The organism is Limosilactobacillus mucosae (assembly GCF_013423865.1).
GTDB lineage: Bacteria > Bacillota > Bacilli > Lactobacillales > Lactobacillaceae > Limosilactobacillus > Limosilactobacillus mucosae.
Window position 1 is genome coordinate 588645 of sequence record NZ_CP058954.1, and the last position, 25323, is coordinate 613967.

The following is a 25323-nucleotide window of genomic DNA, read 5'->3' on the forward strand; positions in this document are numbered from 1 at the left end:
GAGGTTTTAGCTGTTTGGCCAAAACCTCTTTATATTTATACCGATCAGCTAGAAGCCGAGTGAAGCAACGGCCCCTAAAATCAAGGAGCCCAGCATTGCGATCAGCATCAGCCAAACGGCCACCATAGTAATTTTTTGGAATCGGGTCTTTTTCTTGCGTTGCATCGGTAACTAATCCCGCCTTTCAATTTATCCTTATCAGTTTACACATCTTAGCACTCAAATTCAAATCTGTTGTTGATCTGTGATAGAATGAGACTTGACTAAATTTTGCGGAGGCAGTTTGAATGATAAGACAACTGATCATGGAGTTCATTATCTTGATTGGCTATGGTATGCTGGAACGGTTAACGATTAAGCTGTTTAAACTGCCTAAGCAGCGTAGTACCTGGCTTTGGGCCACACTGCTGATGGTCTTGAGCTTTTGGAATCTGGGGTTTTATTGGTACTGCTACGTGTTGATTGTTTGGATGCTGCTGAGTATCGGCCTGATCTTTTTACAGCTGGCGGCCGCGCATCAGTTCATCTATCGACAGTATTGGCCGGCTTTTTGGCGCGTAACGCTGGTCGTATCAGTTGCAGCTTTCTTGGTTTCTTTAGCCGGATCATATCTGCCGGTCGTTTAGCAAAGAAGATATGTTTAGGGTTTCAAAGCCGTTGTCTCGCTTCAAGGGACAGCGGCTTTTTTAGGCTGTACAAAATTATTAAAATCCATGGTGAGAAGTGGGGGATTGTGGTAGACTGTATCTGTAACATTGGTCCAAAAGGGGGGATTAGTATGTTCATGGGTGAATATGAACATACGATTGACGATAAGGGTCGTCTGATCATCCCCGCCAAATTTCGTTCGCAACTGGGAGACGGATTCGTCGTTACTCGTGGCTTGGATGGCTGTTTGACTGGTTATCCGCTGAGTGTCTGGCATGAATTGGAAACAAAATTAAAGTCGTTATCAATGACAAAACGCAATGCACGAGCCTTCGTGCGTTTTTTGTATGCTGCCGCGACCGAATGCCAGTTCGATAAGCAAGGACGGATCAATTTGCCAATAGCACTGCGACAGCATGCTGCTTTAAATAAACAGTGCACGATCGTTGGAGTATCAGAACATTTGGAAATCTGGGATACAGAACGCTGGCAGCGGTATATGGACGATACGGCTGCAGATTTTGATCAGATTGCCGAGGATCTTGACTTCGATCTGTAGCTTGTCAGAAAGGAGGTATATTAATGACTGAATTCAACCACGTTACGGTGCTGCTTAACGAAGCAGTGGCTGGTTTAAACATTAAGCCAACTGGCATTTACGTTGATGCAACGCTTGGTGGTGGCGGTCACAGTGAGGCAATCTTAAAACAGCTTACGACAGGACATCTGTACTCGTTTGATCAAGATCAGACTGCAATTGACTATAATCAGGAGCATCTTAAGCCGTACTTAAAGGCTGGCCAAGAAACCTTTATTAAGAACAATTTCCGCCATTTAAAATCGGCTTTAAACGCGCAGGGCGTAACGAAGATTGATGGCATCGTCTATGATCTTGGCGTTTCTTCGCCACAGTTTGACGATGCCAAGCGTGGTTTTAGCTATCAGCACGATGCATTGCTGGATATGCGCATGGATCAGAGCCAGTCGCTTTCAGCTATGGAAGTCGTTAATGAATGGCCATATGAACGTCTGGTCAAGATTCTGCACCGCTATGGCGAAGAAAAGTTTGCCAAGCAGATCGCGCGGGCAATCGAACGACAGCGCAAACAGGCTCCGATCAAGACCACGCTTGAACTGGCTGAAGTCGTTAAAAATGCAATCCCAGCGGCAGCTCGGCGGCACGGCGGACATCCGGCCAAAAAGAGCTTTCAAGCGATTCGCATTGCGGTCAATGATGAGCTGGGCGCCTTGGAGGACTCATTGGAGCAGGCGTTTGAGATGCTTAACGTTGGTGGCCGCATCAGTGTGATTACCTTTCAGTCACTGGAAGATCGATTGGTCAAGACAATGTTTAAAGAACAGGCATCATTGCCAGAATTACCGCCAGGATTGCCAGTAGTTCCACCGGACATGGAACCCAGCTTTAAATTGGTAAATAAAAAGCCAATCCTGCCAAGCGATATGGAACTGCGCGACAACCATCGTTCACACAGTGCCAAACTGCGGATTATTGAAAAAACTAAGTAGAAATCAGTAAGGAACGTGTTTTATATGGCCTCAAATGCGGCAAGAAAATTAAATCAACCAACGCCTCAATTGACGCCGCGCCCTAATCAGCCGACGCCACAAGTAAAGTCTCATCAGCATCGCTTGCCGTTTTCGCCGTTTGAAAAGATTTTGATGATCTTTGGCGCTCTCATTGCATTTTCGATGATGATCATGGTCGTAACTACCCAGCTGTCAGTCGTTAAGCAGCAGCACCGTCTGCAGAATCTGCAAACGCAGGTAGCCAATGTTAAACAGCAAAATGTCAGCGATCAGCAGGAAGTTACTACGCTGACCAGTCAAGCGCGATTGGAGCAGATCGCGCAGAAATATGGCCTCACGGATGCGAATTCAAGCGTAAGGAACGTTAATAAGTAATGAAAAACCAACAACAACGAACGATTGGAAAGAATCAAAAAAATCGCAAAATGTTCGGTATCGCATTATTCCTAACATTTTTCTGTATTTTTGTTCTGTTTGTCGTTCGTTTTTTTGTCATTGCAACGACCAAGGATGTCCAAAATCGAAATTTACAGACGATGGCCAGTCGAATGTACACCTCGAAACGAATTATTGAGGTCAAAAGAGGTACGATCTATGACGCGCAGGGCAATGCACTGGCTCAGGATACCAAAACCTATACCGTAACAGCGGTCTTGAGTCATCAAAGTCTGACTGCCAAGGGAAAGCCTAATTACGTAACCAATAAGAAAAAAGCAGCTAAGGTCTTGGCTAAGTATCTGGATATCACGGAAAAAAAGGCCTTGTCGATCATGTCGCCAAAGCGCAAGAACGTTTACCAGGTTGAGTTCGGTCCGGCTGGCAGCGGTATTTCAGTCAGCACGATGAAAAAAATCAAGGCTCAGCACGTTACGGGACTGCAGTTTACGTCAACGCCTGCTCGTCAATATCCGGCCGGTGAATTTGCCAGTCAATTGATTGGTCTGGCTACTGCCAAGACCAATGACAAGACGGGTCAGACCAAGCTGGTTGGGCGACTGGGATTGGAAAGCTATTTCAATAAGAACCTGACCGGTATCAACGGCCTAAAGGAAATCAAGCAGGACGTCTACGGCTATCAGCTGGCTGACAGTCAGGTAAAGGGCCGCCCCGCCAAAGATGGTGCCGACGTCTATACGACTTTGGACAATCGAACGCAGCAGCAGCTTGAGACTTTAATTGCCAAAGCTGAAAAAGAAACACAGGCTAGTTCGATGACTGCCGTGGTTATGGAGGCCAAGACCGGCAAGATCCTGGCAGCAACGCAGCGGCCTAATGTCAATTCATCAACCCCGGTCTGGCGCAATGCCTTGGTACAAGATACCTATGAGCCGGGATCAACGATGAAGGTTTTAGCACTGGCGGCGGCGATTGATTCTGGCAACTTTAACCCCGAGGCCGTGTACAAGTCGGGGACCTGGGAGCTTGGCGGCGGTAAGATCACTGACTGGAATACGGCTGGCTGGGGCAATATTACATATAAGGAAGGATTTTATCGTTCCAGTAACGTTGCCTTTGCCCACATCGAACAGGACATGGGATCAGCTACCTGGAAAAAGTACATCCAAAAGTTCGGCCTGCTTAAAAATGTCGGCATCTACGGCATGAGCGGCGAGTCCAAAGGCTATACCAGCTATAAGGGGACGTTGGAACAGGCCAACACGGCATTTGGTCAAGGGATTACCGTCAACGTAATGCAGATGATGCAGGCTTTTTCAGCTATTGCCAATAATGGCACAATGGTCAAGCCCTACTTCATAAAAAAAATCGTAGCCAGTGATGGAAAGATGCTTGAAAAAACCAAACCGCAAACAATCGGCCATCCAGTCAGTCAAGCAACGGCAAAAAAGGTGCTCCATTATATGCAAGGTGTCATCTATAACAAGAATGGGACTGGTCAAGTATATAAGATCAGCGGCTATCGGATTGCTGGGAAGACTGGGACGGCTCAGATCGGCAGCTCGCATGGTTATGAAACCGGGAGCACCAACTATCTGTACTCTTTTGTCGGGATGGCACCAGCTAAAAATCCAAAATATGTTGTCTATATTACGATGAAACAGCCGCAGCACATTACCAAAGCCGCCGAGCAGTACATGGCCGAGGTAGTCAATCCAGTCACTAAGCAGCTTTTGGACCGGGCAACGGCTAAGGATTCTAAGCACCAAGGCGTCGTCAAGCTGCCAAACGTTGTAGGAATGAGTGCGGCTGATGCGCAAAAAAAGCTGCAGAACAAGAAACTGAACGTGGTTGTTTTAGGAAATGGCAAAAAAGTCAAAAAGCAGTCGGCCGCTAAAGGCAGCAGCGTGATTATCAATGAGCGCGTCTTTCTGCTGACGGGCGGGCAGGTTACGATGCCGGATATTTCTGGCTGGTCACAGGCCGATGTCAGCCGTTTTGCTCAGTTGCTGGGGCTTAAATTAAAATCGACTGGTGGTGGCTATGCCGTTTCACAAAGCATCAAGGCCAATACGGTCCTTAAAGAGGGAGATGCCTTGCAGGTCCGCTACAAGGCAAAATAAAATCATATGAGAATTGATTCTAGGAGGATATTATGAGTATATTAGTTGTCATTTTGACGCTGCTCAGCTCGTTTTTGATTACGTTCTTGCTGATGCCGTCTTTGATTCGCTATTTCCGGGCTAAAAAAGAAGGACAGCAGATTCGGGAAGAAGGTCCGACCTGGCATGCTAAAAAAGCCGGGACGCCGACAATGGGCGGGCTTTTGTTTATCATTGCCGCTTTGGTAACCTGCTTGTGGGTTGCAGTCTGGCAAGGAGTCTTAACCAATACGATGTGGGCTTTGCTGTTTGTTTTGGTGGTTTATGGATTGATTGGCATGTGGGATGACTCGATCAAAATCTTTAATCATCAAAATGAGGGCTTTAAGCCATGGCAAAAAGCACTTTGCCAAATTGTTGCTGCCATGATCTTTACGGTAATCTATCAGCATGAAGGCTTTCAAATGGGTTTTGGCAGCTCACAGATCGGTTGGTTTTATGGCTTGTTTATTATTTTCTGGATGGTTGGCTTCTCCAATGCCGTAAACCTGACTGATGGCTTGGATGGCTTGGTAACTGGCTGCGGTATCGTATCCTTTTTAGCTTACCTGTTCTTGGCGGTTATGCAGCGTCAATATGAGGTTGCTTTGTTCTGTCTGGCAATGGTGGGGGCTTTGGCCGGCTTTTTCCCTTATAATCACAAACCGGCTAAAATCTTCATGGGTGACATGGGTTCTTTGGCAATCGGAGGATCGTTGGCTGCCGTTGCGCTGCTTCTTCATCATGAATGGTCGCTTTTGTTTATTGGGATCATCTATGTTGCCGAGACCTTGAGCGTGATTCTGCAGGTAGCAGCCTTTAAGACAACCGGTCATCGAATCTTTCCGATGACGCCGATTCACCACAGTTTTGAAATGAAGGGCTGGAGTGAATGGAAGATTGATATCGTCTTTTGGAGCGTTACGCTGCTGTTTTCGATCCTGACGATTGGTACGATCATGCTGTTTGAATAGTCAGCTGGTTTTTAACGATAACTTTAAATATAAATCAGTATAAGTGGTCTATGATTATTTTTATGATTAAAGACCAGGTAAAATAATTTTTGCTTTTATAATTGATGAAAATACGAGGTGAATTTTCGTGCGACAAGTAACGAAGTATCAAGGCAAAAAGGCATTAGTATTGGGGTTTGGCATTAGTGGCATTAACGCTGCGCATCTGCTGGTCAAGCTGGGAGCCCAGGTGGTAGCCAATGATCAAAAGACGCCTGAGGATCCGGCGGTCGTAGCTGATCTTAAAGCAGACGGCATTGAGGTAATTACGGGTGAGAATCCTTTATGGCTGGCTGATGAGGACTTTGATGTCGTCGTTAAAAATCCTGGAATCCCTTATGATGTTCCGCTGGTTCAAAAATTCATGGCCCAAAAAACGCCAATCATTACTGAAGCTGAACTGGCCAGCGAGATTTTTGCGGGTCATCTGATTGCAGTTACGGGCAGCAATGGAAAGACCACGACCACGACTTTGATTGAAAAAATGGTTGCCAAGAGCAATCCGCACCAGACCGCCTATGCAGGCAATATCGGCGTGTCATTCAGCAAGACCGCTGAAAAGATGGGAGCCGATGATACGATCGTCGCGGAGCTGTCCAGTTTTCAGCTGCTGGGCGCGCCAACGATTCATCCCCATATTGCCGTTATTACCAATATTTTTGCCAATCACCTCGACTATCACAAAAATCGGGAAAACTATATCAATGCCAAGCTCAACATTACGCGCAACCAAACCAAGGATGACTACCTGATCATCAACTGGGATCGTGATGAATGGCAGGCAGTTGCGCGACGCTCCAATGCAACGATTATTCCGTTCTCCCGGCTTAACAAGAGCCATGAGGGAGCCTATGAGCAAGATGGCATGATTTATTGGCGGGATGAAGCAATCATGGCAGCCAAGGATATTCGCCTGATTGGACCGCAAAACGTTGAAAATGCACTGGCAGCAATTGCCGCGGCTAAGCTGAGCGGCGTTTCCAATGAGGATATCGTTGCCGTGTTGACGACTTTTTCTGGAGTGCGTCATCGTCTGCAGTACGTAATGGACTATCAAGGGCGGCGTTTTTACAATGATTCCAAGTCGACCGATATCGAAGCCACTGAAGTTGCACTGCAGGGCTTTGAGCAGCCGGTAATTCTGCTTGCAGGTGGCCTGGATCGTGGCTATACGTTTGAGCGTCTGGTACCATATTTCAAGAAACACGTTAAGGCAATTATCGTCTTTGGTGAATGCAAGCAGCAGATGAAGGATGCTGCTGAGCAGGCTGGCATTGCCAAAATCGTTGAAACCGAAAATGCCATTACGGCAGTTCCAGAAGCTTGGAAACTTAGCGAGCCTGGTGACGTCATCCTGCTTTCGCCAGCCAATGCCAGCTGGGATCAGTTCCCCAGCTTTGAAGTACGCGGCGACGAATTCATCAAGGCGGTTGAAGAACTGACTGGACAAAAGGAGCAGAACTAATGAGAATCATCGTATCCGGTGGCGGTACCGGTGGCCATATCTATCCAGCATTGGCGTTGATTGAGCGCCTAAAGCAAGTGGAGCCAGATACCCAGGTCCTTTACGTCGGTACTGATCGCGGTCTGGAAAACAAAATCGTTCCAGCAGCAGGACTTGAACTAAAGGTTTTGCATACGCAGGGCTTTAAGCGTTCATTGTCGCTGGAAAATTTTAAGACGGCTTATCTGTTTTTAAAAGCCGTTCATGATGCCAAAAAAATTATTAAGGAATTTAAGCCGGACGTGGTTTTGGGAACGGGCGGCTATGTCAGCGGCGCCGTTTTGTATGCGGCAGCCAAACTGCACGTACCAACGGTTATCCATGAACAAAACAGCGTTGTCGGTATTACCAATAAATTTTTGAGCCGTTACGTTGATGAGATTGCCATTGCCTTTGATGCTGCCAGAGATCAGTTCCCAGCAGCCAAGGTTACGATGTGCGGCAATCCACGTGCGCAGCAGGCAGCCGCTAATGCGAATTCCGATTTTTCTTGGACCAGCTACGGCTTAAGTGATGACAAGCCGGTTCTGATGATCTTTGGGGGCAGCCAAGGAGCACCTAAGATCAATGCCAGTGTGGTCCAGGCCATTCCTGAATTCAGCAAGCGCGATTATCAGGTTGTTTTTGCCACGGGTCAAAAGCGCTATGATCAGGTTAAAGAGGCACTTAAAGACGTTAAGGTTGGCTCAAACGTCAAGGTCGTTCCTTATATTGAAGATATGCCGGCTAAAATGCCTAAAGTTGCCTGCCTGGTCTCAAGAGCCGGTGCAACCACGATTGCTGAGATTACGGCACTGGGCATTCCAACGATTTTGATTCCAAGTCCTTACGTAACGGCCAACCACCAAGTCAAAAATGCCATGGCGCTGGTTAAAAACGGTGCCGCGGCCATGATTACCGAAGATCAGCTTGATGGCCGCTCACTGCTGGTTCAAGCTGATCGTCTGATGGAAGATCAGGCTGCCCGTGATCAGATGGCACAGGCCTCAAAAAAGATGGGCCGTCCAGATGCAGCTGATCGCTTGATTAAGATTCTGCATAAAGCGATTGCCGATCACCAAAAATAAAGGGGGAAAAACATGAAAAGCGACGAAGAACGAAATCAAGAGCATCAGCGATATGCACGACGTTTGGCCAAATTAGAAGCGCAGAGTGCCGCGGCTTTTGATCGTCGTCGTCGCTATCAAGAACAGGGCATTGGCAGTCGTGTCATGGGTATCAAGCGTGCACAGCGCGTTGACAACTCACGGCGCGTACTCAGCATCTTGGTTCCTTTTTTGATCATTATGCTGCTGGCCTCGTATATCGTTTCTCCTTTAAGCAAGATTAAGAAAATCCAGGTAACTGGCAATCAAGATCTGTCGGCTGCTAAAGTTGAATCGGCAGCCCAGATCAAAAAGGGAGCCCTGATCTGGCGAGTCTTGTTTCAGCAAAAAAAACTTGAACAGACGGCTCAAAAAGCCAATCCGCAGGTTAAAACGCTCAAGGTTAGTCTAACTGGACCGCAGTCGATCAAAATCAAGGTCACTGAATATCCGATTATTGGCGTAATTGAGCATAATGGGGTCAATCAGCTGCTGATTGGCAATGGTCGGCTGACTCCAGTCAAGAATCGCTCAATCTCTAATTTTGTCCGCTATGCCGGTTTTGAGCATCATGAAAAGATCATGCAGCAGACAGCCCGTCAGATTGGCAGGCTTCCCGCCGCGATCCGGGGTGGCATCTCAGAAGTAACCTTTGCCCCAACGACATCAGATACTAAGCGTCTGCGCATCTATATGAATGATGGCAACGAGATTTTGGTTCGTTCTGACAATCTGAATCAAAAAATGCGCTATTATCCTTCAATTGCCTCTAAAATGAAGGCAAACGGCGTAGTTGATCTGCAATATGGGGCTTTCTCGTACTCATATGGCACCAAAGACGAGTAGGTTCGTTGATCAAGCGCCAAATAAACATGGTTTGGACCTTTTTTGTATCGTGTTAAGTGTGGTAAAATTTAGTACAGTTTATGGCTACAATCTGAATCCGGGTTGAATTTTAGAAAACAGGAGGGTTCCAGGCAGATGGAAAATTCACAAGTCTACGTAGGCTTAGATATCGGAACCACTTTAATTAAAGTATTGGTATGCGAAAACGTAAAAGGACAATTAAAAGTCGTAGGCACTGGCGTTCAACCATCTGCTGGGCTGAATCGTGGCGTGATCGTTGATATTGACAAAACGGCGCAGGCAATTTCAAGAGCGGTTGCTGAGGCCGCGGCCAAGTCGGGCATTGACATCAAAAAGGTCGTCGTTGCTCTGCCAGCCAACTATCTGCAAATGGGTCACGTTCATGGTATGATTACGATCGCAAGTCAAGGCCAGTCGCGTGAGATCGTCAATCAAGACGTAATCGACGTTGCTCAGTCAACGCTGACGCAGAATCTGCCGCCTGAACGCGAAATCATTGACCTGGTTCCACAAGAATTCACGGTCGATGGCTTTAAGGGAATTAAGGATCCACGGGGAATGGTTGGCGTTCGCTTGGAATTGGCAGCTACTCTTTATACTGGCCCCAAGACGATCGTTCACAACACTAAGAAGGCAGTTGAACAAGCGGGGCTGCAGATTCAAGATCTGGTCGTCTCACCGATTGCCACTGGCTTTAACCTTCTCAACGATGGCGAGCAGGACTTTGGTACGCTGGTCGTCGACATGGGTGGCGGTCAGACTACGGCCAGCATCATTCACGACCATCAGCTGAAGTTTGTCTATGTTGATCCTGAAGGCGGTCAATTAGTAACGCGCGACATCTCGACGGTGCTAAATACCTCAATGCGCAATGCTGAGCGCCTCAAGCGAGATCATGGCTATGCCGACAGTCGCATGGCTGATGAAAACGTGCAGCTGGCAGTTGATGTCGTTGGTCAAAATCAGCCGGTCGAATATTCTGAAAAGTATCTGGCAGAAATCATCGAGGCTCGGATTCGGCAGATTTTCCAACGTATCAGCAATCGTTTAAAAGAGGTGCATGCGCCTAATCTGCCTGGTGGCGTCATTTTGCTTGGCGGCGTGACGGCCTTGCCTGGTGTGGTTGAGTTGGCCAAAGAATATTTTACGACCAATGTAAAGACTTTTGTTCCTGAACAGATGGGAGTCCGTCATCCTGGCTTTGCACTGGCAATTGCTCTGGGAATGTATGAGGATCACCTAAACGATATTGATCGTCTGCTGAAACAAACCGTTCAGCAAGGTGCCTTGATTATGAGCCCTCATCAAGCCGAGCAGCCGCGCAAGCTGGAAACGACTCGCAGCTACTATCAAGAGTCATATCAAAAACCAATGCCTGATGCCTCGTCAGAACCTCAGCAAGCAAAAGAGGAGCCAATGACGCCGGAAAAGCCCGTCAAAAAGCCTAAGAGCAAGGGTGGCATTAAGCGCTTCTTAGAGAACTTCTTTGACTAATTAGACTAACTTTTAAAGTGACGGAGGAACCAACGAATGGACAATTTAACTAATGAAACTGACCAAATGCAATTAGAGGGTGCGAAGATCAAGGTTATCGGTGTCGGCGGCGGTGGCGGCAACGCAGTTAATCAAATGATCAATGATAAAGTGTCCGGCGTTGATTTTATCGTTGCCAACACTGACCTGCAGGCATTGGATGCCTCACACGCCCAAACCAAGATTCAATTAGGCCCCAAGCTGACCAAAGGATTGGGTGCCGGCTCTAATCCGGAAGTCGGCTCCAAGGCTGCTCAAGAAAGCGAGTCTGAAATTTCAAAAGCCCTTGAAGGTGCTGACATGGTATTCGTAACTGCCGGCATGGGTGGTGGTACCGGGACTGGTGCTGCTCCAGTCGTTGCTAAGATTGCCAAGGACTCTGGTGCGCTGACGGTTGGTGTCGTTACGCGTCCATTTACCTTTGAAGGTCAGCGCCGTGCCAAATTGGCCAGCGAAGGACTTGAAAAATTAAAGCAAAACGTTGATACGCTGATCGTCGTTGCCAATAATCGACTGTTAGAAATGATTGACAAGAAGACGCCGATGATGGAAGCCTTTAAAGAGGCTGATAACGTTCTGCGTCAAGGTGTAGAAGGGATTTCCGATCTGATTACCAATCCTGGCTACATCAATCTGGACTTTGCCGACATTCGTCATACGATGGAAAACCAGGGCTCTGCTTTGATGGGAATTGGTTCTTCGACAGGCGAAAACCGGGCTGCCGAAGCCACGAAGAAGGCCATTTCCTCACCACTGCTTGAAGTATCGATTGACGGGGCTGAACATGTCCTGATGAACATTACTGGTGGTAAGAATCTGTCGATGTTTGAGGCCCAGGAAGCTTCCAACGTCATCAGTCAGGCTGCTAATACCAATGTTGATATTGCCTTTGGGATGGCCATGGATGACACGCTTGGCGATGAGGTTCGCGTAACGGTTATCGCTACTGGTATCGATAAGGCCAAACAGCAGCGCCAACAGGCAGCCGCTGCTCGGCCAGTAAGCACGCCAGCTGCCAGTGAAACGCACGCTGCCCGTGTTGAACCAGAGGCCAAGCCAGTTTCTGAAAGCAAACCTGCTGAACAGCCTGTAGAAGAACGTCCAGTCGAAAATCAACGGAGTGAACGAGCAGCTTCTCAGGATCCATTTGCTGGCTGGGATGATCCAACCGCTGGTACTCATTTAACCGATACGCGTGAACAAAACGATGAGTTCAATCACGTTAAAAAGCCAGAATTCAATGTCTTTCATGGGGATGTAGCTGCATCCGACGAACAAGACGATGATAATCTGACGATGCCGCCATTCTTCAAGAATCGTCGTCATGATTAATTAGTGATTTGGGGGAGCTGAATAAAGGCGCTCCCTTTTGCTGTATCTTCAGCTCAGAATTAAAGGAGGAGCAAAAATGGCTAATTTTTTAAATAACTTTTTTGGAATCGGCTCTGAATCAGAAACTGAAGATTACGAGCCGCAGCCGGTCGCACCAGCAGCTCCCGTAACGCCAGCCATCAGCAAAAAGGTGGTCCCGATTGATCGAGCACAGCATGCTGCGGCTAAGTCAGCACCGGTTGAAAATGGCAAGATCATGCTGTTTGAGCCGCGGTTGTATGGCGAGGCCAAGGAAATCGTTGATGAGTTGCTGAGTCATCATGCCGTTATCGTTAATTTCACTCAGATGGACAACAAAGCTGCCAACAAGGTCGTGGACTTTTTAAATGGGGCCGTCTATGCAATTGATGGTGAAATTAAGCGGATTGGCGAGCAGATCTTTCTATGCGTGCCACGTGACGTTGATGTTGCCGGCAAGCTGGCCGGTGATCTTAATTCCAATAACAGTGAACGACTTTAAGGAGAAATATGGTTGCTTATCTTGCATGGCTGATCAATAAAATTATTGATGCTTACATTTTACTGATTGTTGTCTGGTGTCTTTTAACCTGGTTTCCGGGTGCAATGCAGAGCCGTTTAGGTGAATTGATCACTAAGCTGGTTCAGCCGTATCTGCGTTTTTTTGACGAACACATTCCGCCACTGGGAGGGATCAGTTTTGCACCGGTGGTGGCCGTATTCGTGCTTTATCTGGTACAGTATGGCATTATTATGCTGACCAGAATAATAGGCTATTAGGAGCAGAAAAATGACGGATGAAGAAAACATTAAGCAGCATTTTCGTCCTGATGAAGCGCCCTTGATTGCTCAGGTTGAGGATTGGCTGAATATGGCCGCTGATCAATACCGGCCGATTTTGACTGATTTTTTGAATCCACGCCAGGTCTATATCGCTCAAACGCTGACCAATCGACGTGATGATGTTAAAATGCGGGCCAATGGCGGCTGGGAGCATGCTGAGATGCAGCGGGTTTTGTTTTATCCCAGCTATTATGAGCCGCAGCAGACTGACTTTGAGCTGCAGCTGATTGAAATCGACTACCCAACCAAATTCACCGAGCTGCATCATCGGCAGATCTTAGGAACACTGATTGGCACTGGCTTGGCGCGTTCATCATTTGGTGACGTGCTCAACGAGGGAATGCGCTGGCAAGTAGTAGTCAGCCGCAGTCTAACCAACTATCTGCGGCAGCAGGTTGGTCAGATTGGCAAGATCCACGTTAAAATGAAGCCGGTTGAACCAGAAATGATCGTGACGCCCCAAGAAGATTGGGAAACCATGACTGATACGGTTTCATCAATGCGCTTGGATGCTGTGATTGCAGCCGGCTTTAACTATTCACGCAACCGTGCCAAGCAGCTGATTGAACATGGCGATGCGCGGGTAAACTGGGAGACTGAGATGCGTCCCGATTATCCGCTGGTTGCTCATGATCTGCTTTCAGTACGGCATGCAGGTCGAATTCGGATTGATGAGATCCAAGGAACTACAAGAAAAAATAAGATTCGCGTCGCCATGTCAGTGGTGCATGCTTAGTTTGGAGGAAAAGCAAATGACGTTAACCGTTGAAGAAATCAGCAAAAAGCAGTTTGACAACAAAATGCGGGGCTATAATCCCAGCGAGGTCAATGAATTTCTGCGTCAAGTGGCCAGTGAGTTTCAGGCACTGCAGGCTAAGAATCATGAATTAACGGAAACTATCAAGGCCAATGAAGAAAAACTAAAATACTTCACGGACTTGAAGGATTCTTTAAACAAGTCGATTCTGGTCGCGCAAGAAGCAGCCGACAAGGTTAAGAACAATGCCAAACGCGAAGCCGAAATCATGATTCGCGAGGCGCAAAAACAGGCAACCGATATTGTTTCAGAGGCCAATGCCAAGGCAAATCAAGTTGTTGAAAACAGTGCCGATGAAACGCGGAAACTGACTACGGAAACCAATGATCTTAAAAAACAGACACGGATTTTCAGACAGCGACTGCAGGTAATGCTGGAATCACAGCTGGAAGTCGTTAAGAGCAAGGATTGGGATGAGCTGTTGGCTAATGACGATCTGAGCAAATATGACGAAATTCAAAAGATTTTGGGAAGCAGTCTTGACAATCATTCGACAAACAGTGTAGAATCACAAGCAATCGATCAACCAGCTGCTGAAAAGTCGCAGGAAAGTCAAGCACCAAAGCAGGATCAAAAAGCTGCGGCCAAGCCTGCTGCTAAAAATGATGGCGAGACGGTCGTTGTCTTTCCTGACAGTTCGGCACACTAGTTGATAATTAATCGCGAACAAACTGTTGAGGAGAATCACGCCCCCAGCGTCGTATTTCAGCGAGCCAACGAATGGTGAGAGGTTGGCAATTAAGGCCTGGGCAGCTATCATCTCTGAACGTCAATGCGAACTCAGTAGCATTGGCCGGCTCATTGCCGTTACCAAATGACTTAAGGAATCAGACAACTGATTTGAACTTGGGTGGTACCACGAAAACGCTTCGTCCCATTGCGGACGGAGCGTTTTGTCGTTTGGACGCGATTTTTAAGTTTAGAGAATTGACAAGGAGGAATTCGCAGATGCGGGTCAAAGACACTTTGAACATCGGCAAGACTAAGTTCCCTATGCGTGGACGCTTGCCGGAAACCGAAGCACAACGCGAAAAGCTGTGGGAAGACAACAAAGTCTACGAACAGCGGCAAAAATTGAATCAGGGCAAGCCAACTTTTATTCTTCACGATGGCCCTCCATATGCTAACGGGAACATCCACATTGGCCATGCCATGAACAAGATCTCCAAAGACTTTATCGTTCGCTACAAGTCGATGGCTGGTTTTCGGGCACCATACGTACCAGGCTGGGATACGCACGGTCTGCCGATTGAGCATCAACTGACCAAGATGGGCTATGACCGCAAGAAGATGAGCACGACTGAATTTCGGGATCTGTGCCGCAAGTTTGCCTTGGAACAGGTCGACAAGCAGCGGACTGACTTTAAGCGGCTGGGAGTTTCTGGCGAATGGGACAACCCATACCTGACGCTGGCTAAGGAGTTTGAAGCACAACAGATCAAAGTCTTTGGTGCTTTTGCCAAGAAAGGTCTGCTATACCAAGCTAAAAAGCCAGTCTACTGGTCATGGTCATCTGAATCTGCATTGGCAGAAGCCGAAGTTGAATATCATGACGTTGTAGCCAAGACGGCCTACTTCTGTGAACAGGTTATTGATGGCAAGGGACGTTTGGACAATGATACGTACCTGGTTGGCTGGACGACTACTCCTTGGACGATTCCAGCTTCTGAAGCCGTTGCCGTGAACCCTAAGATTATCTATGCCGTAGTTAAGCCGGCTAATGATGATCGTAAGTTTGTAATTGCCGATGAGCTGGTTGCCAAATGTGCTGAAAAGTTCGGCTGGGATGAATATGAAGTCGTTGATCGGCTGTCTGGTCAAGACATGGATCGCATGACCAGCAAGCACCCATACAACGACAAGGAAATGCTGGTCGTTAATGGTGATCACGTCACGCTTGAAGCAGGGACAGGGCTGGTTCATACCGCGCCTGGCTATGGTGATGATGACTATCAAGTCGGCAAGAAGTATGGCCTGCCAATCTTTGCACCAATGAACGATCAAGGTGTCTTGACTTCTGAAAACGGTCCTGAGTTTGATGGCGTCTTCTATCAGGATGCTGACGACATTTCGTTGGATCTTTTGAAAAAGCATCATGCACTCTTAAAGCAGGAACCGCTGGAACACAGCTATCCATTTGACTGGCGGACCAAAAAGCCAATCGTCTTTCGGGCTACTGATCAATGGTTCGTCTCAATTGACAAGATGCGTGATGAAATCTTAAATGCCGTTGATGAAGTTAAATACTATCCAGGCTGGGGCAAGGTTCGGCTGCACAACATGCTCAAGGATCGCGGCGACTGGGTCATCTCGCGTCAACGGGTCTGGGGCGTGCCATTGCCAATCTTCTACGCTGAAGACGGCACGCCAATCATGACTGAAGAAACGATCAACCATGTTTCCGACCTGTTCCGTGAGTATGGCTCCAACGTTTGGTTTGAACGCGATGCCAAGGACCTGCTGCCAGAAGGATTTACCAGTGAACATTCGCCACATGGTCAGTTTAAGAAAGAAACCGACATCATGGACGTTTGGTTCGATTCTGGCTCCAGTCACCAAGGCGTATTGGCAGAGCGTGACTACCTGACCTACCCATGCGACATGTATCTGGAAGGTTCTGACCAATACCGTGGCTGGTTCAACTCCAGCCTGATCTGCAGCGTCGTACTTTCTGGTCATGCTCCATACAAGTCCATCGTTTCGCAAGGCTTTACGCTGGACAAGGACGGCAAGAAGATGTCCAAGTCGATCGGTAACGTTATTGATCCAAACAAGGTCGTTAAGCAGATGGGGGCCGAAATTATCCGTCTTTGGGTAATGAGTGCCGATACTTCAGCTGATGTGCGGGTTTCGATGGATACGTTCAAGCAGATCTCGGATGCCTACCGGAAGCTGCGCAATACCTTCCGCTTCCTTTTGGCCAACACGGCTGACTTTGATGCCAATGATGACACGGTTTCCTATGAAAAGCTGGAAAGTGTTGACCAATACATGGTCGTTAAGCTGAACCGCTTCTTAAAGGAAATGCGCGATCTGTTTGATGAGTATGACTTCATGACGGCTTACAAGAAGCTGATCAACTTTGTGAACAATGATCTGTCGGCATTCTACATGAACGTAGCCAAGGACGTCTTGTACGTCGAAGCCAAGGATTCTCATGCGCGTCGTTCAATGCAGACGGTCTTTTACGACATCTTGGTAACGCTGGTTAAGCTGCTGACGCCAATTCTGCCGCACACGACCGAAGAAGTCTGGGAATACATGGATGAGCCAGAACAGTTCGTCCAGCTGACTGAAATTCCAGAGCCACGGACCTACGCCAATGAAGAAGAACTGCTGAACAAGTGGGACGACTTTATGGAGATTCGCTCTCATGTTCTGAAGGCCTTGGAAGAAGCGCGTGATGCCAAGCTGATTGGTAAGTCGCTGGAAGCACAGGCTGATCTGTACTTAACCGACAGTCAAAAGACGCTTTTGGACAGCATGAACGCTGATGCCGGTCTGCTCTTTGGCGTATCGGCATTGCACGTTCATGATGCTGACCAAGCACCAGCTGATGCCGAGAAGTTCAACGACAACGTTGCCGTAAAGGTTTCCGTCGCTGCTGGCGAAACCTGCCAACGCTGCCGGATGGTAAAAGAAGACGTTGGCGAGGATGCCGTTTATCCAATGCTTTGTGCGCGCTGTGCAAAGCTGGTGCGGGAAAACTTCCCTGAAACGGTTGCTACCGGCCTAGAAAAGTAATCTTAAACGAACCTTTATTGACCGGTTAAAGACAAGGTTTAATAAACGGTGTAAAATGTATCAAGCAGCATTTAACTGTTTGATGCATTTTTATTTTGCAGTGAAATGGCAGGTGAAAAAATTGCTAAAAGGACGCGTAAAAAATTTTGATGCCCAAAAAGGCTGGGGCTTTATTGAGGTTGAAAACGAGCCAGACGTCTTTGTTCACTTTAATGGCATTGAAGGCAGCGGCCATCGTGAGCTAAAGCCCGGACAGCTGGTTTCCTTAGTTGTCGTACAGGGAAGAAAAGGGCCGCAAGCTGCTCATGTTCGACCATTGGATAATTTTTAGAAATGAGGGACGACAATGGATCTAGAAGAAAAAACGATTGATCGACAGACGGTCTTCAAAGGCCATGTAGTCGACGTTGAGCTTCAGCACGTCAAAACACCGCAGGGAAATACCGCTGTGCGTGAGATCGTTCGTCATGCCCCGGCAATTGCTTTGTTGGTAATTGATGATGATCAAAAAATGATTTTGGAAAAACAGTGGCGATCCCCAGTGCAGAATATTACCTGGGAAATTCCGGCCGGCAAGCTGGATGAACGCGATCAAGGCGATGCAAGACACGCGGCCGTTCGTGAGCTGAACGAAGAAACGCGCCTTAAAGCTGATAAATTGACCAAGATTACGTCTTTTTACAGTTCCGTAGGCTTTTGCGATGAATTCTTGACGCTTTATCTGGCTAAGGGCCTCAAACCGGTTGAACGTGCCCTGCCGCAAGACCAAGATGAAGACATCAAGCTCTACCGCTTCAGTCTTGAGGAGGCTCTGCAGATGATTGCCAATGGTGAGATTCAAGACTCCAAGACGATCGTAGCGGTTTATTATTGGCAGGCGCAGACATTGGCCCAGAAATTAAAGGAAAATAATGAAAAACCAGCAGATTGATCCAGAAAAAATGACGCGCCAGCAGTATCGTGAATGGCAAAAACAGCAGCAGCGAATTCAGGAAAATCCTGAACCACCGCTTGATGATGTCAGTGAGCCAACGTCGCTGCAACCGCGCCAAACGGTAAAAAAGGCTCAGGCACAGCTGCTGGCTGAAGAAAAGACTGCTTGTTTAAAGCGCCGGCTGAATTGGGCAATTCTAGGGCTTAGTCTGGCGATTGTCGTCGTTTATCTAATTTTGTTTTTTGTAGGTTGATGGAAGGAAGATCTGAATGAAGTTTGGAATTATTTGTGCGATGCAAGAGGAGATTAAGGAACTAAAAGCAGCTCTAAAAAATAATCAGACCAAGATGCTGGGCGATAAAGAGTACTTTGCCGGTCAGATTGATGGTCAAGACGTCGTACTGGTTGAATCTGGAATAGGCAAGGTTGAGGCTGCGATTACTGCTGAGCATTTGGCAGTGGACTTTGCCGTTGACGTCATTATCAACTCTGGTTCAGCTGGCGGGATTGGCGAAGGCCTGCATGTTGGCGATGTGGTGGTTTCTTCAGAGACGGCCTATCATGATGTTGACGCGACAGCATTTGGCTATGAATACGGCCAGCTGCCGCAAAAAACGCCTCGTTTCAAAGCCTCACAGCAATGGGGCAGTGCCTTGATGACGGCGGGTGAAAAGACTGGCTTGAACGTCAAGCGCGGCCTGATCGTTTCAGGTGATCAATTTGTTGCCAGTCAGGCTGCGATTGCCAAGATCAAGCAGCACTTCCCAGATGCTCTGTCCGCTGAAATGGAGGGCGCTGCTGTGGGACAGGTGGCCTGTGATCACAAGCTTCCTTACGTTGTTGTGCGGGCAATGTCTGATACTGGTGATGAAAAGGCCAATGTCTCATTTGATGAGTTTATCATCGAAGCCGGTAAGCGCTCAGCTAAGATGCTTTTGCAGCTGTTTAGCGATTTAAACGCTCAGGAGGGATAAGATGGCTGAATTCGTTTCTAAACTAAAGCTTCCCGGCGATACTGACACATATTCAATCAGTCCGGAGATAAAAAAATACACGTTGCTTGATCTAGGATTTGAACAGTCGGCGCGGGGCGTCTATACCTACTTAGGCAGCCTGGATCGGCAAAATCCATTCAAACCGGTTGCTCGTTTGAAGATTCGCATCAATCCAGAAATGACTGGTTTTAAAATGGAAACCGTCAATACCAATGGCTTTCGTGAAGTCAACATTTTTAAGCATCCGCGTGCTGATGAATTGACGACTCAGTATCACTTCATCTTGAATGAAATGGTCGAGCGGCATATCTTTGATCGTCAATAATGGTTTTTACTGGTCAAACCGGGCGTGTCTTTGTTACAATGAAAAGCACTGTGAACACGCGACCTTCACTCGTAGATTGTTCCAGAATCTATTGAAAATGATGGTGATAAAATGACAGACAACTCTAAGACTCGCGTTGTCGTTGGCATGAGCGGCGGCGTTGACTCCTCAGTCACGGCGCTTTTGCTGAAACGGCAGGGCTATGATGTCGTGGGCGTCTTTATGAAGAATTGGGATGACACTGATGAAAACGGCGTCTGTACTGCAACTGAGGACTATAAGGACGTCGCTAAGGTTGCCACGCAGATTGGCATTCCATATTATTCAGTAAACTTTGAAAAGGAATACTGGGACCGGGTCTTTAAGTACTTCATTGCAGAATACAAGAAAGGCCGCACGCCTAATCCTGACGTTATCTGCAATAAAGAGATCAAATTCAAGGCTTTTATTGAATATGCTCATCAGCTAGGTGCCGAGTACGTTGCAACCGGTCATTATGCTGATTTGAAAGCAGATGCTGATGGCAATATGCACTTGATGCGGGCGGCTGATCCGCATAAAGATCAGACCTATTTCTTGAGTCAGCTGGATCATGCTCAGCTGGATCATGTTTTGTTCCCACTGGCTGGCTACACCAAAAAGCAGGTGCGCGAGATTGCCAAGGAAGCAGGACTAGCGGTTGCTGATAAGAAAGACTCGGTAGGAATCTGCTTTATCGGAGAAGATGGTCATTTCCGTGAATTCTTGAGCCAGTATCTGCCAGCACAGCCCGGCAACATGGAAACCGTTGATGGCAAGGTAGTTGGTCAGCATGCCGGTCTGATGTACTACACGATTGGTCAGCGACGTGGTTTGGGCCTTGGCGGCAATAAGGAAAGCAATGAGCCTTGGTTTGTAATCGGCAAGGATATTACCAAAAACGTGCTTTATGTTGGTCAAGGTTATGAAAATGAGCATCTGTATGCTACTCATCTGGAAGCCAGCGACATTCACTGGGTTGATGACGTGGTCAGTCGCTATGGCCGCCATTTCCACTGTACGGCCAAGTTCCGCTATCGTCAGATCGATGAGGGCGTTACGGTAACAATCAGTGATGACGATCAGATGGTAACGGTCGAGTTTGATGAACCGGCACGGGCAATTACGCCAGGCCAGGCCGTAGTTTTCTATGACGGTCAGGAATGCTTGGGCAGTGCAATTATCGATCGTGCCTACAATCATGATCATCAACTTCAATACGTATAATCAAGACTGTCTTTGACAGAGCCGCTTGCAGTTACCCGCGAGCGGTTTTTTGCTATCATTGAGTACTTTAATGATATCTTTATTTATATTTATAATGATAAATATTGGTTATCTCCCAGTTATTTTTGGTATCATATAAGCAGACACATCAAAAAAGGCAGACATTTGGAAGAGAAAAATGACAAGGATCTATTTTATCAGACATGGTAAGACTCAGTGGAACCTCCAATCGCGCTATCAAGGTGCCCATGGCGATTCACCGCTCTTGAAAAGCAGTTATCAAGAAATTGAGTTGTTAGCGAAATCATTAAATAACACCGCTTTTGCTCATGTTTATGCTAGTCCGCTTAAACGAGCCCGCGTTACGGCAATGACGCTGCTTGACAATCTGGAGCAGACGGTGCCGTTTACGATTGACAGTCGGCTGCGTGAATTTGATCTGGGACTGATGGAAGGAATGCATTTCAGCGCCGTTGCTGAAAAGTGGCCCGCAGTTTTGGACAGTTTTCGGCATCATCCTGATCGCTATGATGCTTCAATCGTACAAAGCGAGAGTTTTCCTGAGGTGATTGCGCGGGTTGGTCAGGCCGTTAAAGAGTACGCGCGCTGCTATTCTGGCAATCAAAATCTATTGATCGTTTCCCATGGGGCCGCTTTAAATGCCGCCATTAATGGCCTGCTTGCAGTTCCAATGGCCCATCTAAAGGATCGCGGCGGACTTAGCAATACGTCGACTACGATTTTGAGAACCGATGATGCTGAGCATTTTGAATTGGAAAAATGGAACGATACCACTTATCTGCATAAAGAACATCTAGATCCGACTGATACGATTTAATGGGGTGAATAATATGAGCAACCAAGAAATCAATCGCGAAGAACAGAAAAAACAGACTCAAAAGCTGGTTCACCGCTTGGTAATGGCAATCGATGAAGAACCAGACAAATTCAACAATTACTATGACCTGGGTGCACTCTTGACGCGTCTTAACGACTTTGAGCAGGCAGAAGAGCTGTTTATGAAGGCTTTGGGCATCTTTGAAAAGAAAAATGATGCCAAAGCCGTCAACCTGTTAAACTATGGCTTGGGCAACGTCTATTACTCAGTCGGCAAGATCAATGAAGCAATCAAGCAGTACAATAAAATCGATGATGCCAAGCTGAAGGCCGATTCTTATTTGATGCTTGCACAAAGCTACATGAAGCAGAAAAACTATCAGCAGGCGGTGGCATATGGTTTGACGGCCCATGATCTGCGTCCGCAAGATCCTGAAATCAATCAGGCAATTGGGGATTCGCTATTGGCACTGGGCGAGTTTAAACAGGCTAAAAACTACTATGACCTGATCTTAAAGCGTCACCCAGGCCGTGCTGATACGCAGTTCAACCGAGGACTGGTGGCAATGGTCTTAGGCGAGCCTTACCAGGATTACCTGAATCAGTCACAGCAGCTTGATCCAGACTATTATGCACAAAGCGAAAAACGTATTTCAGATATTGAGCACTTTTTGCAAAAGCAATCTGGTCAAGATAAATGATTGCTGCTCAAAAAAATAGCCGTCCGGCAGCAACGTCATTTATCGGCGTTCTGCGTCGGGCGGCTTTTGTTGCGCCGAACAGTTTTTATCAAGTCTTATACGTGCAGGTTTTAGAAGCGCCGTTTGCCAAGAAGCAGGCTGAGATTACCGTGGTTGGACGCTTTGGTCAGCTAAAAGTCGGTCAGGCCTATCGCTTCATTGGCTACTGGCAGACGCGCGCCCGTTTTGGCAATCAGTTTCGTGCCGTCGACTACCAGGAAGTAAGGGAGGATTTGCATGGCCAAGAGTAAAAGTGCATCAGCTAAAGAGAGTCTGCGGGGGACGGTTAATTTTATCAAGTTTGCTAAAGAAGAAGGACCTAGGGCTTTTCGTATCTGCGTAGTTGATGTGGAAGAGGCCAGTTTTCCCTGGTCAGAAATGGAGATTACGGTCAAGGGACCACTGGGAGACATTAAAAAACACCAAATGTACGAATTTACCGGTCGGCTGGTCGACAATGCCAATTATGGTCGGCAATTCGAAGCTACGGGATGTCAGATTGCCCTACCGCAGTCAGAAGATGAGCTGACTGGAACCTTAAACCAGGTTGGGATTGCGGTTACGGATGCGGCCGAGATCAGCCACCGCTTGTTTAAGAAGTTTGGTAAAAAAGCGGTCGCCAAAACCGTTGATGATCCTAAGCGGCTGGAGAAGATCAAGATTTCTAATGAGGCTGATCGAAAGCTGGCTGCTGATTATTTCAATGCCCGCCATGATGAGCACCAAATGAATGATGAACTTGTAGAATGGCTGGCCAAACTCGGCTTTAAGGATCGTCTCAGTGAGCGGATCATTAATAAATACGGTGCCGATACAATGAAGGTCGTCAAAGAGAATCCCTATCAACTGGTTTTGGATATTGATCGCATCGGTTTTGGTCGGGCTGACTTTGCTGCCGAGGCCTTGGGAATTGCACCAGATGATCCGCGGCGACTTGCGGCAGCCTTACTGGAAGTCTTAAATCAAGAAACCATGAATCAAGGTGCTACCTATGTCAGTCAAAAGACACTGATCGCACGTGCAATGGGGCAGCTTGGCAACGTATCCGATCCAGCGCTGTTTGAAAACGAGCTGGCTGAGCTGATTAAAACCCATCAACTGCAGGCTGAGGATGCCGAACATATCTATCCCCGCTTCTTGTATAATTCCGAATGGCTGATTGCTGAGCATCTGCATCGAATTTTATTTACTGAAGCCAAAGTTGACGAAAAACAGGTTGATAAGGCCGTCCAGACTGCAGAAAAGGCAGCCCGGATCGATTATGACCAGCAGCAGAAAAAAGCAATCAAAATGGCGCTTGAATCCAAGGTGCTTTTACTTACTGGAGGACCAGGGACAGGGAAGACGACCATTATTCGGGGGATCGTTAACAGCTTTGCTCAGCTGCATGGTGTTGATGATGAAGAAATCATTTTAGCGGCGCCAACCGGTCGAGCTGCCCAGCAAATGGCGGCTGCAACCAAGATGCCAGCCAGCACGATTCACCATCTGTTGGGACTGACTGGCCAAGAAACGCCATCTAAAATGACAGCTAGCCGTTTGAAAGGCAGTCTGCTGATCGTTGATGAGATGTCGATGGTTGACACATTGCTGTTTAAGACTTTAGTCGCCGCGATTCCTCAAACGATGCATGTGGTTTTGGTTGGTGATCAGGATCAATTGCCTTCAGTTGGTCCAGGACAGGTTTTTCGGGATCTTTTAAGCTTTGCCCAACTGCCGCAGGTTCGCTTGACGCAGATTCATCGTCAGTCAGCTAAATCAACGATCATTCCGCTGTCAAAAAGCATTAATGAAGGCCAGGTACCAGCAGACTTGTTTAAGCAGGCCTTGCCGGATCGCTCGTTTATTCCAACTGATGCTCAAAATGCTGGCCGGTTTATCAATCAGCTGATGGATTGGGGGCTAAGCCAGCCGGGATGTGATCTAATGAACGTGCAGGTCTTGATCCCAATGCATAAGGGAATTGCCGGCATTGACCAGCAAAACCGCAATCTACAGGATCATTTGAATCCCGCCAGTCCAAATCGGCAGGAGGTTAAATTTGGTGAGACAGTTTTTCGTAAAGGCGATAAGGTAATTCAAACAGTCAACGATCCAAGCAACAACGTCTATAATGGCGACATGGGAATCATTGCCGCGATTGAAGGAGGCGACAATGCTCCGCAGACCAAATCAGCCAAAAAGCCGCTCAAGGTAACCGTCCGTTTTAACAATGACAACGAGGTTAGCTATAATCGCAAAGAATTGGCCAATCTACAGCTGGCGTACTGTGTAACGATTCATAAATCACAGGGGAGTCAGTTTAAAATGGTGATCCTATTGATGCTGGCCAACTACCGCTTGATGTATCAGCGTAATCTGCTGTATACGGGAGTCACACGGGCGACTGATTTCCTGCTGCTGCTTGGCCAACCAGAAGCTTTTCAGGATTGTATTCAGCAGCCGGCCCTGGCTCGGCACACGATGTTGCCTGATCGCATGCTCAAGGTTTGGCAGCAGCCAGACTTTTACCGAGCACCTGAGCCAGTCAGTGATGATGAGGGAATCAATCTGTTTGCCAACGTTCCTAAAGCAGAAGCAATTGATTTTTTAAAGCATCATCACCAAAACAACGATTCTCAGGCCCAGTCGCAGCCAGCCGTACAGTTGCCTGATCGTTTGACTGCACGGCTGATTGAACAAGAGACGATTGACCCGATGATTGGAATGCAAAACGTTACGCCTAATGACGATTAAATCAGATACGGCTTGCACAACA

Annotated in this window: 27 protein-coding genes; 26 read left to right on the forward strand and 1 reads right to left on the reverse strand. The window is 47.4% G+C overall.

All coding sequences use genetic code 11. From position 1 onward, the window contains the following. Positions 1–48 precede the first annotated feature (48 nt). Entirely contained in the window at positions 49–165 is a 117-nt protein-coding gene (locus H0G69_RS02815) for a DUF4044 domain-containing protein (protein ID WP_006499693.1), read from the reverse strand. Positions 166–287: 122 nt separating this feature from the next. Between H0G69_RS02815 and H0G69_RS02820 the strand changes: the two genes are divergently transcribed. From H0G69_RS02820 to recD2, 26 genes are all read left to right on the forward strand, one after another. After that, a complete protein-coding gene (locus H0G69_RS02820) occupies positions 288–626 on the forward strand; it encodes a hypothetical protein (RefSeq protein ID WP_045025452.1) in 339 nt (112 codons plus the stop codon). Positions 627–778: 152 nt separating this feature from the next. Continuing rightward, positions 779–1207, forward strand: a complete 429-nt coding sequence (mraZ, locus tag H0G69_RS02825) for a division/cell wall cluster transcriptional repressor MraZ (protein ID WP_033934927.1) — start codon at positions 779–781, stop codon at positions 1205–1207. A gap of 23 nt (positions 1208–1230) precedes the next feature. Next, complete coding sequence (gene rsmH / locus H0G69_RS02830) at positions 1231–2175, forward strand: 16S rRNA (cytosine(1402)-N(4))-methyltransferase RsmH (RefSeq protein ID WP_180305122.1); 945 nt, start codon at positions 1231–1233, stop codon at positions 2173–2175. A 24-nt stretch (positions 2176–2199) separates the two neighbouring features. Further along, on the forward strand, positions 2200–2571 hold the full coding sequence (gene ftsL / locus H0G69_RS02835; RefSeq protein WP_180305123.1) for a cell division protein FtsL: 372 nt from the start codon (positions 2200–2202) through the stop codon (positions 2569–2571). Next, positions 2571–4715: a penicillin-binding transpeptidase domain-containing protein gene (locus H0G69_RS02840; protein WP_180305124.1), complete on the forward strand. Its 2145-nt coding sequence runs from the start codon at positions 2571–2573 to the stop codon at positions 4713–4715. The genes ftsL and H0G69_RS02840 overlap by 1 nt, the downstream gene beginning before the upstream one ends. Positions 4716–4747: 32 nt before the next feature. Beyond that, complete coding sequence (gene mraY, locus H0G69_RS02845; protein WP_033934926.1) at positions 4748–5707, forward strand: phospho-N-acetylmuramoyl-pentapeptide-transferase; 960 nt, start codon at positions 4748–4750, stop codon at positions 5705–5707. Positions 5708–5834: 127 nt separating this feature from the next. Beyond that, positions 5835–7211: a UDP-N-acetylmuramoyl-L-alanine--D-glutamate ligase gene (gene murD / locus H0G69_RS02850; protein ID WP_128513148.1), complete on the forward strand. Its 1377-nt coding sequence runs from the start codon at positions 5835–5837 to the stop codon at positions 7209–7211. Continuing rightward, the gene (gene murG / locus H0G69_RS02855) at positions 7211–8317 is read left to right on the forward strand and encodes an undecaprenyldiphospho-muramoylpentapeptide beta-N-acetylglucosaminyltransferase (RefSeq protein WP_180305125.1); all 1107 of its coding nucleotides are present in this window, start codon (positions 7211–7213) and stop codon (positions 8315–8317) included. The genes murD and murG overlap by 1 nt, the downstream gene beginning before the upstream one ends. Before the next feature lie 12 nt (positions 8318–8329). Beyond that, positions 8330–9181, forward strand: a complete 852-nt coding sequence (locus tag H0G69_RS02860; RefSeq protein WP_143112990.1) for a cell division protein FtsQ/DivIB — start codon at positions 8330–8332, stop codon at positions 9179–9181. Between the two features lie 135 nt (positions 9182–9316). Further along, positions 9317–10696 carry a cell division protein FtsA gene (gene ftsA / locus H0G69_RS02865; RefSeq protein WP_033934922.1) on the forward strand — a complete coding sequence of 460 codons (1380 nt, stop codon included), beginning with the start codon at positions 9317–9319 and terminating at the stop codon, positions 10694–10696. A gap of 36 nt (positions 10697–10732) precedes the next feature. Further along, on the forward strand, positions 10733–12067 hold the full coding sequence (ftsZ, locus tag H0G69_RS02870; RefSeq protein WP_006499704.1) for a cell division protein FtsZ: 1335 nt from the start codon (positions 10733–10735) through the stop codon (positions 12065–12067). Between the two features lie 76 nt (positions 12068–12143). Beyond that, a complete protein-coding gene (locus H0G69_RS02875) occupies positions 12144–12587 on the forward strand; it encodes a cell division protein SepF (RefSeq protein WP_180305126.1) in 444 nt (147 codons plus the stop codon). 8 nt (positions 12588–12595) lie between these two features. After that, entirely contained in the window at positions 12596–12865 is a 270-nt protein-coding gene (locus H0G69_RS02880) for a YggT family protein (protein ID WP_109588025.1), read from the forward strand. A 10-nt stretch (positions 12866–12875) separates the two neighbouring features. Further along, positions 12876–13664 (forward strand): YlmH family RNA-binding protein, encoded by a 789-nt coding sequence (locus tag H0G69_RS02885; RefSeq protein ID WP_180305127.1) that lies wholly within the window; start codon positions 12876–12878, stop codon positions 13662–13664. Positions 13665–13680: 16 nt separating this feature from the next. Then, positions 13681–14394 (forward strand): DivIVA domain-containing protein, encoded by a 714-nt coding sequence (locus H0G69_RS02890; RefSeq protein WP_033934918.1) that lies wholly within the window; start codon positions 13681–13683, stop codon positions 14392–14394. A gap of 299 nt (positions 14395–14693) precedes the next feature. Continuing rightward, positions 14694–17489: an isoleucine--tRNA ligase gene (ileS, locus tag H0G69_RS02895; protein WP_180305128.1), complete on the forward strand. Its 2796-nt coding sequence runs from the start codon at positions 14694–14696 to the stop codon at positions 17487–17489. Between the two features lie 121 nt (positions 17490–17610). Further along, entirely contained in the window at positions 17611–17820 is a 210-nt protein-coding gene (locus tag H0G69_RS02900) for a cold-shock protein (RefSeq protein WP_033934937.1), read from the forward strand. Between the two features lie 15 nt (positions 17821–17835). Continuing rightward, positions 17836–18420, forward strand: coding sequence for an NUDIX hydrolase (locus tag H0G69_RS02905; protein ID WP_180305129.1), 585 nt, complete (start codon positions 17836–17838; stop codon positions 18418–18420). Further along, positions 18401–18676: a hypothetical protein gene (locus H0G69_RS02910; RefSeq protein WP_180305130.1), complete on the forward strand. Its 276-nt coding sequence runs from the start codon at positions 18401–18403 to the stop codon at positions 18674–18676. Before H0G69_RS02905 ends, H0G69_RS02910 begins: the two co-directional genes overlap by 20 nt. 16 nt (positions 18677–18692) lie before the next feature. Continuing rightward, a complete protein-coding gene (locus H0G69_RS02915; RefSeq protein WP_180305131.1) occupies positions 18693–19397 on the forward strand; it encodes a 5'-methylthioadenosine/adenosylhomocysteine nucleosidase in 705 nt (234 codons plus the stop codon). A gap of 1 nt (position 19398) precedes the next feature. After that, complete coding sequence (locus H0G69_RS02920) at positions 19399–19743, forward strand: cysteine desulfurase (protein WP_006499714.1); 345 nt, start codon at positions 19399–19401, stop codon at positions 19741–19743. A 111-nt stretch (positions 19744–19854) separates the two neighbouring features. After that, a complete protein-coding gene (gene mnmA / locus H0G69_RS02925; RefSeq protein WP_006499715.1) occupies positions 19855–20988 on the forward strand; it encodes a tRNA 2-thiouridine(34) synthase MnmA in 1134 nt (377 codons plus the stop codon). A 178-nt stretch (positions 20989–21166) separates the two neighbouring features. After that, positions 21167–21826, forward strand: coding sequence for a histidine phosphatase family protein (locus tag H0G69_RS02930; RefSeq protein WP_034539864.1), 660 nt, complete (start codon positions 21167–21169; stop codon positions 21824–21826). A gap of 13 nt (positions 21827–21839) precedes the next feature. Beyond that, a complete protein-coding gene (locus tag H0G69_RS02935) occupies positions 21840–22526 on the forward strand; it encodes a tetratricopeptide repeat protein (RefSeq protein ID WP_074504800.1) in 687 nt (228 codons plus the stop codon). Continuing rightward, complete coding sequence (locus H0G69_RS02940) at positions 22523–22816, forward strand: YrrC family ATP-dependent DNA helicase (protein ID WP_180305132.1); 294 nt, start codon at positions 22523–22525, stop codon at positions 22814–22816. The genes H0G69_RS02935 and H0G69_RS02940 overlap by 4 nt, the downstream gene beginning before the upstream one ends. Then, positions 22803–25301: an SF1B family DNA helicase RecD2 gene (recD2, locus tag H0G69_RS02945; protein ID WP_180305133.1), complete on the forward strand. Its 2499-nt coding sequence runs from the start codon at positions 22803–22805 to the stop codon at positions 25299–25301. Before H0G69_RS02940 ends, recD2 begins: the two co-directional genes overlap by 14 nt. Positions 25302–25323 lie beyond the last annotated feature (22 nt).